This window comes from Rhodococcus sp. IEGM 1370 (assembly GCF_033142325.1).
Classification (GTDB): Bacteria; Actinomycetota; Actinomycetes; order Mycobacteriales; family Mycobacteriaceae; genus Rhodococcoides.
In genome coordinates this window covers 42,778-54,082 of sequence record NZ_JAWLRY010000007.1, presented here as the reverse complement: position 1 = coordinate 54,082, position 11,305 = coordinate 42,778, and the positions used below count along the sequence as shown (strand labels likewise).

The 11,305-nt window shown below is 64.9% G+C and carries 11 protein-coding genes; 8 read left to right on the top strand and 3 right to left on the bottom strand.

The annotated features are described in order from the left end of the window. Positions 1 to 5: 5 nt before the first annotated feature. A complete protein-coding gene (locus tag R4P47_RS11910) occupies positions 6 to 524 on the bottom strand; it encodes a maleylpyruvate isomerase family mycothiol-dependent enzyme (RefSeq protein ID WP_317784820.1) in 519 nt (172 codons plus the stop codon). 129 nt (positions 525 to 653) lie between these two features. On the opposite strand from R4P47_RS11910, the gene rfbA reads away from it, so the two are divergent. Beyond that, positions 654 to 1,526, top strand: a complete 873-nt coding sequence (rfbA, locus tag R4P47_RS11905; protein ID WP_317548914.1) for a glucose-1-phosphate thymidylyltransferase RfbA — start codon at positions 654 to 656, stop codon at positions 1,524 to 1,526. Then, entirely contained in the window at positions 1,523 to 2,107 is a 585-nt protein-coding gene (locus R4P47_RS11900) for a dTDP-4-dehydrorhamnose 3,5-epimerase family protein (RefSeq protein WP_149407112.1), read from the top strand. The genes rfbA and R4P47_RS11900 overlap by 4 nt, the downstream gene beginning before the upstream one ends. Before the next feature lie 406 nt (positions 2,108 to 2,513). On the opposite strand, the gene R4P47_RS11895 is transcribed toward R4P47_RS11900, so the two are convergent. Continuing rightward, positions 2,514 to 3,032 (bottom strand): GtrA family protein, encoded by a 519-nt coding sequence (locus R4P47_RS11895; protein ID WP_082899055.1) that lies wholly within the window; start codon positions 3,030 to 3,032, stop codon positions 2,514 to 2,516. 47 nt (positions 3,033 to 3,079) lie between these two features. Between R4P47_RS11895 and R4P47_RS11890 the strand changes: the two genes are divergently transcribed. From R4P47_RS11890 to R4P47_RS11880, 3 genes are read left to right on the top strand one after another with little or no spacing between them, the layout of a single operon-like run. After that, a complete protein-coding gene (locus R4P47_RS11890) occupies positions 3,080 to 4,531 on the top strand; it encodes an FAD-binding oxidoreductase (protein ID WP_037187223.1) in 1,452 nt (483 codons plus the stop codon). Then, on the top strand, positions 4,528 to 5,292 hold the full coding sequence (locus R4P47_RS11885; protein WP_317784819.1) for a decaprenylphospho-beta-D-erythro-pentofuranosid-2-ulose 2-reductase: 765 nt from the start codon (positions 4,528 to 4,530) through the stop codon (positions 5,290 to 5,292). Before R4P47_RS11890 ends, R4P47_RS11885 begins: the two co-directional genes overlap by 4 nt. 5 nt (positions 5,293 to 5,297) lie before the next feature. Then, complete coding sequence (locus R4P47_RS11880; RefSeq protein ID WP_317784818.1) at positions 5,298 to 7,187, top strand: galactan 5-O-arabinofuranosyltransferase; 1,890 nt, start codon at positions 5,298 to 5,300, stop codon at positions 7,185 to 7,187. 22 nt (positions 7,188 to 7,209) lie between these two features. Here R4P47_RS11880 and R4P47_RS11875 read toward each other — a convergent pair whose 3' ends face one another. Continuing rightward, a complete protein-coding gene (locus R4P47_RS11875) occupies positions 7,210 to 8,199 on the bottom strand; it encodes a helix-turn-helix domain-containing protein (protein WP_411567332.1) in 990 nt (329 codons plus the stop codon). A 118-nt stretch (positions 8,200 to 8,317) separates the two neighbouring features. On the opposite strand from R4P47_RS11875, the gene R4P47_RS11870 reads away from it, so the two are divergent. From R4P47_RS11870 to R4P47_RS11860, 3 genes are read left to right on the top strand one after another with little or no spacing between them, the layout of a single operon-like run. Beyond that, the gene (locus R4P47_RS11870) at positions 8,318 to 8,638 is read left to right on the top strand and encodes a 2Fe-2S iron-sulfur cluster-binding protein (RefSeq protein ID WP_149407732.1); all 321 of its coding nucleotides are present in this window, start codon (positions 8,318 to 8,320) and stop codon (positions 8,636 to 8,638) included. A 23-nt stretch (positions 8,639 to 8,661) separates the two neighbouring features. Continuing rightward, positions 8,662 to 10,050 (top strand): cytochrome P450, encoded by a 1,389-nt coding sequence (locus R4P47_RS11865; RefSeq protein ID WP_317784816.1) that lies wholly within the window; start codon positions 8,662 to 8,664, stop codon positions 10,048 to 10,050. Next, positions 10,051 to 11,241, top strand: coding sequence for an NAD(P)/FAD-dependent oxidoreductase (locus R4P47_RS11860; protein WP_317784814.1), 1,191 nt, complete (start codon positions 10,051 to 10,053; stop codon positions 11,239 to 11,241). The last annotated feature ends 64 nt before the right edge of the window (positions 11,242 to 11,305 follow it).

Sequence of the window (11,305 nt, the reverse complement as noted above, 5' to 3'; positions counted from 1 at the left end):
AACTGTCAGGACCCTCGGACAGTGCGTCCGGCGAAGGCCGCCAACCGCTCGTACGCGTTTGCGCTGTCGGGTGCAGGCTGCTCAGGATCGAAAGCACCGCCTCGTCGTTCGTCGGTCATGTTGGCCGACATGAACACCATCCCCTCCTCCGCCACCGTCTGGTCGAGATCGTCCGTGCCGCGCCCGAGTGCGGTCGCGAGATCCCACGCGTGCACCGAGAGTTCCGCAGCCACCATGCCGAGCGGCAATGGTGAACCTGCATCGATCTCGGCCAGCAGTTCGCGAGTCCGCTCCGTCCACAGCGGAATCGGATCCGACGACGGTTCGGGCGACGCCGACCAATCGATCTCGCCACCCCGAGCCATGGTCACCAAGTTGGCCGCGGTGTTCACCAGGTGGTCCGTCAGCTCGGCGACGGTCCACTCGGTGCAGGGCGTGGCCGATGCGCGTTCGGCTTCGGTCACTGTGGAGAGCAGAGCGGTGACCTGATCGATACCGGTGGAGATCTGGTTCGTTGTCGTCACGTGGCTTGTCCTCGGTTCTCTCGGAAGCTGGGTATGCGGCGAGCGTAGGTGCACCTCGGAGCTCACGCAGCAGAAACGGGACAGGCACAAGCGAGCGGGTGATCGGAGGGTCTGGAAGACTTCGCGGTCATGCGGGGAATCATTCTGGCGGGCGGCACGGGCTCGCGTCTTCATCCGATCACGATGGGCGTCAGCAAGCAGCTGGTCCCGGTCTACGACAAACCGATGATCTACTACCCGCTCTCGACACTGATCCTGGCCGGGATCCGCGAGATCCTCATCATCACCACCCCGCAGGACGCCGACCAATTCACGCGCCTCCTCGGTGACGGCTCCCAGTTCGGCATCGACTTGACCTACAAGGTCCAACACGAGCCGAACGGTCTCGCCCAAGCGTTCGTATTGGGTGCCGAGCACATCGGCACCGACTCCGCGGCATTGGTGTTGGGCGACAACATCTTCTACGGCCCCGGCCTGGGCACCCAACTGTCGCGGTTCGATCACATCGACGGCGGAGCCGTGTTCGCCTACGAGGTCTCCGACCCCACCGCCTACGGCGTCATCGAATTCGACGACAACCGCAAAGCCATCTCCCTCGAAGAAAAACCCGCCGCCCCGAAATCGAACTACGCCGTCCCCGGCCTGTACTTCTACGACAACGACGTCATCGCCATCGCCCGCGACCTCGAACCGTCCGCCCGCGGGGAATACGAGATCACCGACGTCAACCGCCACTATCTGGAGGCCGGCCGCCTCCACGTCGAAGTTCTCCCTCGCGGGACAGCTTGGCTCGACACCGGCACGTTCGACTCCCTGCTCGACGCCTCGAACTACGTGCGCACCATCGAACAACGCCAAGGCCTCAAGATCGGATCCCCCGAAGAAGTGGCCTGGCGACGAGGATTCATCACCGACGACGAACTGCGCGTGCGCGCCGAGACACTCGTCAAGTCCGGGTACGGCCGCTACCTGCTGGAATTGATCGACCGAGGGAACCGATGACCTTTCGTGAACTGAAAATATCCGGTGCCTACGAGTACACCCCACGTCAGTTCGGCGACGACCGCGGAGTGTTCTTCGAATGGTTCAAAGCGTCGGCGTTCGAGGCCACCACCGGGCGGTCGTTGGAGCTGCTGCAGGCGAACTGCTCGGTCTCCGCCGCCGGGGTCCTGCGCGGGATCCACTTCACCACCAATCCGCCCGGGCAGGCGAAATACGTCACCTGCGCCCGCGGAGCGTTCCTGGATGTCATCGTCGACCTGCGCGTCGGATCACCGACGTTCGGGCAGTGGGACAGCGTGCTGATCGACGACGTCGACCGCAAAGCAGTGTTCCTCTCCGAAGGACTCGGCCACGCCATCCTGTCGTTGGAAGACAACTCGACCGTCATGTACCTGTGCTCCCTCGAATACACCCCGGCCTTGGACCGCGACATCAACCCGCTCGACCCCGCCCTGGGCATCGACTGGCCCACCACCGCCCGCGACGGCACACCCCTGACCTACGAACTCTCCGACAAGGACAAAGCCGCCCCCACCCTCGCCGAAGCCCTCGAAAACGGAGACCTGCCGAACTTCTCGTGAGCGGCGACGACGCCAGATCCAGGCAAACGCGCTCGTATTCGCCAGACGCGCGCAGAATCGCCCCTGACCGCTGACGAAAATGCGCGCGTTTGGCAAGTGCGCGCGCGTTTGCGAACCCCCGGCAAGGACAAGGCCGGCCCCACCCTCGCCCAAGCCCTCGAACGCGGAGACCTGCCGAACTTCTCGTGAGCGGCGGGACGAGGCGGCACCACCAGATCCGGGCAAACGCGCTCGCATTCGTCAGACGCGCGCAGAATCGCCCCTGACCGCTGACGAGAATGCGCGCATTTGGCAAGTGCGCGCGCGTTTGCGAACCTCACGGGGCGAACCCGCGCTGGCGAACCCCCGGGGCGAACCTCACGGAGGCGAATCCGCGCCTGCGAACCCCCGGCGGCAACCCCGCGACTCAGCGGATTTTGAAGATCACGAATCGCTGGACGAGGAAGTTGATGACCGTCGCCGTGCCCTGCGCGATGACGAAGGCCACGTTGGCGTACCAGAAGCCGTCGGGAAGAGCCTGGTAGAGCCAGGTGTAGATGCCGACCTGGACGGCGAAGGTGACTCCGTACAGCGCGACGACGGCGAAGAACCGGGCCCGTGACGGGGCCGCGTTGAACGTCCAGCGGCGGTTGATCAGGTAGGCCGTCGTCGTTCCGAGTACGAAGCCGATGGCCTTGGCGAGGGTCACACCGACGCCGAACACGAAGTGCAGGATCAGGTTGACACCCTGGTCGACGATGGCCGACAGCACACCGGTCGCCAAGAAACGCACCACCTGCGTCTTGAGATCGAGGGCCGCGTCTGCGATGTTCTCGGTCAGCGGCAACTCGACGGGTAGCGGGACGTGATGCTGCAACTCGTCGTTCTCGGGCGACCAGTCGTCGCCCGTGGAGCCTTCTTCTGCGGAGCGGTCGGGGGTGGACACGAGGACTGACACTAGCCGCTGCTGCGGTGCGGGTACCCTCTTGAGCGATGTCCACGACAGCCGACGACGCACTCTTCCCCCTGGAACCACAGGCCGGGAACACTGCGCCGCTACCCACGCAGACCCGCACACTCACCGGTTGGGGCCGCACCGCTCCCTCCACCGGAGAGGTGCTCTCGACCTCCGACCCCGAGCTCATCGCGAACGCGGTCAAGCAGGTCGCCGAGCAGAACGACTCCAAGCCGGCCCACCTCCGACGCGGCGTCATCGCCCGCGGCCTCGGCCGCTCCTACGGTGACAACGCGCAGAACTCCGGCGGCCTGGTCATCGACATGAATGCCTTGAACGGCATCCACAGCATCGACGCGTCGACGCGGATCGTCGACGTCGACGGTGGCGTCAACCTCGACCAGCTGATGCGTGCCGCGCTGCCGTTCGGCCTCTGGGTACCGGTGCTGCCGGGTACCCGCCAGGTCACGATCGGCGGGGCCATCGGCACCGACATTCACGGCAAGAACCATCACAGCGCGGGTAGCTTCGGCAACCACGTCCGCTCGATGGAACTGCTGACCGCGGACGGTCAGGTCCGCCACCTGACGCCGTCGGGCAAGAACGCCAAGCTCTTCTGGGCGACGGTCGGCGGCAACGGCCTGACCGGCATCATCCTGCGCGCGACGATCGAGATGACGCCGACGGAGACGGCTTACTTCATCGCCGACGGCGACGTCACCACCACCCTCGACGAGACCATCGCCCTGCACAGCGACGGCAGCGAGAACAACTACGACTACTCGAGCGCCTGGTTCGACGCGGTTGCCCCGCCGCCCAAGCTCGGCCGCGCGGCCCTCTCCCGCGGATCGCTCGCGACGTTGGACCAGTTGCCGGCCAAACTCCAGAAGGACCCGCTGCGGTTCAACGCCAAGCCGCTGGTGACGTTCCCGGACGTCTTCCCCAACGGCCTGGCCAACAAGTACACGTTCTCCGCCGTCGGCGAGGTCTGGTACCGCAAGGCCGGCAACTACCGGAACAAGGTCCAGTCCCTGACGGCGTTCTACCACCCGCTGGACATGTTCGGTGAGTGGAACCGCGCCTACGGCTCCAAGGGCTTTCTCCAGTACCAGTTCGTTGTGCCGCCGGAGGCCGTCGACGAGTTCAAGAAGATCATCGTCGACATCCAGAAGTCCGGGCACTACTCGTTCCTCAACGTCTTCAAGCTGTTCGGGCCCGGAAACAAAGCGCCGCTGAGCTTTCCGATTCCGGGTTGGAACATCTGCGTCGATTTCCCGATCAAGCCGGGCTTGAACGAGTTCGTTCGCGAGCTCGACAAGCGGGTGCTCGAGTTCGGTGGTCGTCTGTACACCGCGAAGGATTCGCGCACCGACGCCGAGACCTTCCACTCGATGTACCCGCGGATCGACGAGTGGATCAAGGTCCGCCGATCCGTTGACCCCACAGGCGTTTTCGCCTCCGATATGGCTAGAAGGCTGGAACTGCTGTGACGATAGACGCCGTAGGCAACCCCCAGACGATTCTCGTTCTGGGTGGCACCAGCGAGATCGGTCTCGCGATCACCGAGGAGTACCTGTCGAAGTCTCCGGCACGTGTCATCCTCGCTGCGCTGCCGAACGATCCTCTCCGTGACAGCGCCGTCGCACAGCTGACGGCCAAGGGCGCGAAGTCCGTCGACATCATCGACTTCGATGCACTCGACACCGCCTCGCATCCCAAGGTGATCGACGCGGCCTGGGCCAAGGGTGACGTCGACGTCGCCATCGTCGCCTTCGCCGTCGACTTCGATGCCGAGCAGCTCTGGCAGGATCAGCGCAAGGCCGTCCTCGCCGCGAACATCAACTACACCGCCTCCGTCTCGGTCGGCGTGCTGCTGGGCGAGAAGATGAAGGCGCAGGCCTACGGCCGCATCATCGTCATGTCCTCGGTGGCAGGCGAGCGGGTTCGTCGTTCCAACTTCGTCTACGGCTCCACCAAGGCCGGACTCGACGGGTTCTACCTCGGACTCGGAGAAGCGTTGCGCGAGTTCGGACCTCGGGTCACCGTCGTTCGCCCGGGCATGGTGCGCACCAAGTTCAGCGCGCACGTCAAGGAAGCACCGATGACCGTCGACAAGGAGGTCATCGCGAAGCTCGCGGTGAACGCGTCACGCAAGGGCACCCCCTTGATCTGGACTCCCGCGCCCTGGCGTCTGGTGATGATGGTGCTGCGGCACGTGCCGCGGCCGATCTTCCGCAAGCTGCCCATCTGATCTCGATGACAATCGGGGTTGCACCGGCTCGCAGAACCGCCTCTGCCGTCGGGGAAATCGCTCTCGGTGTGCTCGTCGCAGTGGTCGTGGCGACGGTCGGGTTGTACGCCTTCTCACTGGTTCAGTGGCCGGCGTTCAACTCGTCCAATGTCACCCGCGCCATCACGACGCTGGGGCAGGTGACCGCTGCAGCACTGTTCGCCGCGTCGATCTACCTGTACCGGATTCACAAGTGGCCGTGGATCGCTCGGCTCGCGGCGTGGATCGGGCTGAGCGGATTCGTCACCGTCACCCTCGGGATGCCGCTGGCTGCAACCAAGCTCTACCTGTTCGGCATCTCCGTCGACCAGGAGTTCCGTACCGAATACCTGACGCGACTGACGGATTCGGCGTCGTTGCGCGACATGACGTACGCCGACATTCCGCCCTTCTATCCGGCCGGCTGGTTCTGGCTCGGCGGACGCGTCGGCAACCTGCTGGGCATGGACGGCTGGGAAGTGTTCAAGCCCTACGCAATCGGGCTGCTCGCCGTCACCGCCGTCGTGTCGTTCGTGCTGTGGAAGGCACTGATCCGAGCCGACTGGGCCGTCGCCGTCAGCGCCGTCACCACCGCGCTCGTCGTCGCCCACGCCTCCCCCGAGGCATACAGCGCCGTGATCGTGATGCTCTTCGCACCCGCGCTGGTCCTCGCCTGGGGAGCGCTGCACCGCACCGCATCGGGCGGGTGGGGAGCGGTGGTCGGCACCGGACTCTTCCTCGGCCTGGCCGCGACGTTCTACACGCTGTATCTCGGCCTGGCTGCATTCACCGTCGTACTGATGGCGCTCTTCGCCGCCGTCCTCGCCTATCGCGAGAAGAAGTCCTGGAACGTACTGGTTCCCATCGCGATCAAGGTCGCCGCGATCGCCGCGATGTCGGGCCTCATCGCCGCGACCGTGTGGCTGCCGTACCTGATCGAATTCCTGCGCGGTGCGCCGTCCACGTCGGGCACAGCGTTGCACTATCTGCCCGAAGCCGGTGCGACACTGCCCTTCCCGATGTTCGAGTTCTCCCTGATGGGCGTGCTGTGCCTCATCGGCACGGTGTGGGTGGCGGTGCGGTTCTCGTCCTCACGCCGAGCGCAGGCACTGGGCGTCGGCGTCGTCTCCATCTATCTGTGGACGCTGCTCTCCATGGCCGCCACGGCCGCGGGCACCACCCTGCTCTCGTTCCGCCTCGAAGCGGTGCTGATCGTATTGCTCGGCAGCGCAGGCGTTTTCGGCTTCCTCGAAGGAAGCCACGCGATCTACCAGGCCATCAACGAGCCACCGAAGTTCCGTATCGCCGCTGTCGTCGTAGCAGCCATCGGTGCGATGACCTACGCGCAGAACATTCCCCAGGTACTGCAGACCGAGATCACCGTCGCGTACTCCGATACCGACGGTGACGGCAACCGCGCCGACATGCGTCCGCCGAGCGCGGTCTCGTACTACCGCGAGGTCGACGCCGCCCTGACCGAGCAGACCCAGCGTCCGCGCGACGAAACCGTCGTACTGACGGCGGACACGTCGTTCCTCAGCTACTACCCGTACTTCGGCTTCCAAGGACTGACCTCGCACTACGCCAACCCACTGGCGCAGTTCGATCAGCGAGCCGACGCCATCGAGCAGTGGACCGAGCTCGAGACGCCCGATCAGCTGGTCGACGCGCTCGACACCAGCCAGTGGCGCGCGCCGGATGCGTTCCTGTTCCGCCGCGGTGCCGATGGTTACACCCTGCGCCTGGCCGAGGACGTCTACCCGAACGACCCGAACGTGCGCCGCTACACCGTCACCTTCCCGCAGTCACTGTTCGAGGATCCGCGCTTCACCGTCACCGACATCGGACCCTTCGCGCTGGTCGTGCGCGCGAATTGAACGGTCGTCGACCGCGAACGCACTACCTCGGTGCTGCGGTGCGAGATCGAAATTCCCTCGGTGAGCGTCCGGTCCATCGCGTGAACGCATGCGAGAAGCTGGCGACGTCGCTGTAGCCGAGTTCGGCGGCGATCTCCCCCACCGTCACCGAACCGTCGAGCAGACGCATGGTCGCGCGCTCCTGAAGGAACGCCTGACGTAGCGCACGGAACGTGGCTCCCTCGTTGCCGAGTTTTCGTTTGAGGGTGCTGGTGGAGACCGCCATTCTCCGGGCACAGTGCGCACTGTTGGTGCACTCGCGGTCGGTGTCGAACAGCGCGCGCACGGTCTCCGTGTACGACTTCGTACGACGGCCGTCGACGGCCTTCTTCAGTTCCGCGATCCCCAGTTGATACGACAACGAATCGGAGAACCGGCATGCCTCGTCGAGGATGGCCGCCGGCACGAAGACGAACGGTGACGGCGCATCGAACACGATGCGCCGGATCTCGTCGTCGTCGAGCGTATCGCGCTCCGGGGCCGGGATATCGAGGTGAAGTTCGACCGCGTCCGCGAAGCCGGCGAGCATGTCGATCAGACGAAGAAGGCACGAACCGCCGTACGCGACAGCAATGCTGTCGAGCCCGTCGTCCCCCGTGCGCCCGGCGAGTCCGATGGTCAACCCTCGATCGGTGTGGTGGATGTGCACGGCGAGAGCCGTCGAGACCAGCGGGAGGAACTCCAGCAACTCGACCATCTCTGCCACCGATCCGGCACTGATCAGCGGAAGACTGAGAGGGCCGAACGACGTGGGCTGCACGTATTGCGCGAACGTCGCGCCGAGCCGGAAACCCTGTTGACGGTCGAGGTCCGGATACACCTCCCGAAACCACCGCAGCGGCACCTGTCCGTCGCGGGTGACCAGCTCCGTCATGCTGACGCCCTCACGCACCAGGATGCGTCGGAACGCAGCCTCCGCCCGCTCGCCCAGCGCGCCGCTACCGAGCAGCTGCGCGAAGGCAAGCGGGGGCACTCCGGACTCCGTTGATCCCACGTGAGCCAAATTAACAACAAATCGACGCTTTCGAGCCTGGTTCGGAAAGTCCATCGCAGTGAGACTTGGAACACAGTTACTCAGCGAGGAGAACACCATGGCCAACGTCACCTTTGTCACGCACGACGGCGAGAAGCACGAGGCACCGCTGACCGAGGGCACATCCCTGATGCAGATTGCCGTCGACAACGCCATCCCGGGTATCGACGGAGACTGCGGCGGCGAAGCAGCCTGCGGAACCTGTCACGTCGTCGTCGACAACGCATGGAGCGACGTCGTCGGCACCAACGACGAGGTCGAGGAGGACATGCTCGCCATGAACCCCGAGCGTGAACCGACATCTCGGCTGTCGTGCCAGATGACCGCGCGCGAGTCGTGGGACGGCTTGACGGTCCGCGTTCCCGAATTCCAGATCTGACCTGCGGACCGGAGGAGAGAGCCATGAGTATCGCCGACACCGTCGCGACCACCGCGAGATCCGTCATCCCGATGGAACTGCAGATCCGCGGCGCGCACCTCTACGACAAGACGCGTCGGATCGTGACCCGCACCGACGGCCAGGTCATGTTCACCGAGACACCGATTCCGCCGGTCGACGAGGTCGATCTCGCCGACATCGATCTGAGCAACCCGTTCCTCTACCGCCAGGGCCTCTGGAAGTCGTACTTCGAGCGCGTCCGCAACGAGGCGCCGGTGCACTTCCAGCCGAACAGCCCGTTCGGGCCGTTCTGGTCGGTCACCCGGCATGCGGACATCATCGCCGTCGACAAGAACCACAAGGTGTTCTCGGCGGAGCCGTTCATCATCATCGGCAAGCCGCCGCGTTTCATGGACATCGCGATGTTCATCGCGATGGACCCCCCGCGTCACGACGCTCAGCGCGCCGCGGTCCAAGGGGTGGTGGCCCCGAAGAATCTCCGCGAGATGGAGGACCTGATCCGGTCCAGGGTTCAGGAGGTTCTCGACGACCTTCCCGTGAACCAGCCGTTCGACTGGGTTCGCACGGTGTCCGTCGAACTCACGGCACGGATGCTGGCGACGTTGCTCGATTTCCCGTACGAGCAGCGACACAAGCTCGTCGAGTGGTCGGACCTGGCGACGGCAATGGAACAGACCAACGGTGGCCCCTCGGACAACGACGAGGTGTTCGGAGCCATGGTCGACGCAGCCAAGGGCCTGAGCGCTCTCTGGCACGACAAGGCCGCTCGAAAAGCAGCAGGGGAAGAGCCCGGCTTCGACCTGATCTCGCTGCTGCAGGCCAATGACGACACGAAGGATCTCATCGACCGGCCGCTGGAGTTCCTGGGAAATCTCACCCTGCTCATCGTCGGCGGCAACGACACCACGCGTAACTCGATGAGCGGTGGAGTGTTGGCGCTCAACGAGTTTCCCGATCAGTTCGAGAAGCTGAAGGCGAATCCCGATCTCGTGCCCGGGATGGTGTCGGAGATCATCCGCTGGCAGACGCCGCTGGCCTACATGCGCAGGATCGCGAAGGAAGACACGATCCTGAACGGCCAGTTCATCCGCAAGGGCGACAAGGTGGTCATGTGGTACGCCTCCGGCAACCGGGACGAGCGCGTGTTCGATCGGCCCGACGACTTCATCATCGACCGCAAGAACGCACGCAACCACATCGCGTTCGGGTTCGGCGTGCACCGGTGCATGGGCAACAGGCTCGCGGAGATGCAACTGCGAATCCTGTGGGAGGAGTTGCTGACCAGGTTCGAGAACATCGAGGTGGTCGGGAAGCCCGAGTACGTGCAGTCCAACTTCGTGAGAGGCATATCCAAGATGATGGTCACCCTCACCCCGAAGCAGCAGGCCTGAGTGAGTGCCGAACGCGCGGTGATCATCGGCGCCAGCCACGCCGGCGCTCAGCTCGCCGCACATCTGCGACGCGAGAAGTGGGCCGGGGAGATAGTTCTCATCGGTGACGAGGGGACGCTGCCCTACCAGCGTCCCCCGTTGTCGAAGGCCTATCTGGCCGGCACCTCGACCCTCGAGGCCATGGCCATCCGCGGAGCGGACTTCTACGACAAGCAGAACATCGAGCTGGTCGATGGTTCGGTGAGCAGCATCGATCGTGAGGCTCGCACAGTCACGTTCGATTCCGGCGTCACGCAGTCGTACAGCAAGCTCGCCCTCTGCACCGGCGCGCGAACTCGCCGACTGGCAACTCCCGGAGCAGATTTGGCGGGCATCCACTACCTGCGCACCGCCGCCGACTCCGCATCGCTACGCTCGGCCGCGACGCCGGGCACACGGGTAGTCGTCGTCGGTGGCGGTTACATCGGTTTGGAGACGGCAGCGTCCCTCCGGGCATCCGGTCTCGACGTCACCGTCGTCGAGGCCGCGGAGCGTGTTCTGGAACGCGTGACCGCACCGGTGGTCTCGACGTTCTTCACCCGAATCCACCGCGAAGCGGGCGTGGAGATCCGGACGGGTGCGCTCGTGGAGGAGTTCCGCGGAGACAGCCGTGTGCGGGAGGTCGTGCTGGCCGGCGGAGACACGCTCCCGGCAGATCTGGTGGTCATCGGGGTGGGCATCGTCCCCAACACCGAACTCGCCGAAGCGGCCGGGATCACCGTCGACAACGGAATCGTCATCGACGATCGGACCCGCACCGACGATCCCGATATCGTCGCTGCCGGCGACTGCGCCACCTACCACGTTGCCCGCTACTCGCGGCGCGTCCGCCTCGAAGGAGTCTGCGCTGCAAACGAACACGCGAAGGTGGCGGCATCGACTTTGACCGGAGGGTCCGCCGCCATCACCGCGCTGCCGTGGTTCTGGTCCGACCAGTACGACCTCAAGCTTCAGATCGCCGGACTGGGCACCGGATACGACGAGGTCGTCGTCAACGGCGACCCGGAGCGCGATCGCGACTTCACCTGCTACTACCTCCGCGGCGGCCAACTCATCGCCGCAGACTGCGTCAACCGTCCGCGCGATTTCATGACCAGCAAGAAGAAAATCGCCGAGCACTCCACAGTCGAACTCTCGGAATTGATCGGATAGGAACTTCACGACCCTGCACCACCACCTCGGTCACCGTGTGACGCAGGTCGTTCGAGTTTTCGCC

Coding starts and splice junctions, on each gene's coding strand:
- rfbA (WP_317548914.1), top strand. CDS start 654: ATGCGGGGAATCATTCTGGCGGGCGGCACGGGCTCGCGTCTTCATCCG.
- R4P47_RS11900 (WP_149407112.1), top strand. CDS start 1,523: ATGACCTTTCGTGAACTGAAAATATCCGGTGCCTACGAGTACACCCCA.
- R4P47_RS11890 (WP_037187223.1), top strand. CDS start 3,080: ATGTCCACGACAGCCGACGACGCACTCTTCCCCCTGGAACCACAGGCC.
- R4P47_RS11880 (WP_317784818.1), top strand. CDS start 5,298: ATGACAATCGGGGTTGCACCGGCTCGCAGAACCGCCTCTGCCGTCGGG.
- R4P47_RS11870 (WP_149407732.1), top strand. CDS start 8,318: ATGGCCAACGTCACCTTTGTCACGCACGACGGCGAGAAGCACGAGGCA.
- R4P47_RS11865 (WP_317784816.1), top strand. CDS start 8,662: ATGAGTATCGCCGACACCGTCGCGACCACCGCGAGATCCGTCATCCCG.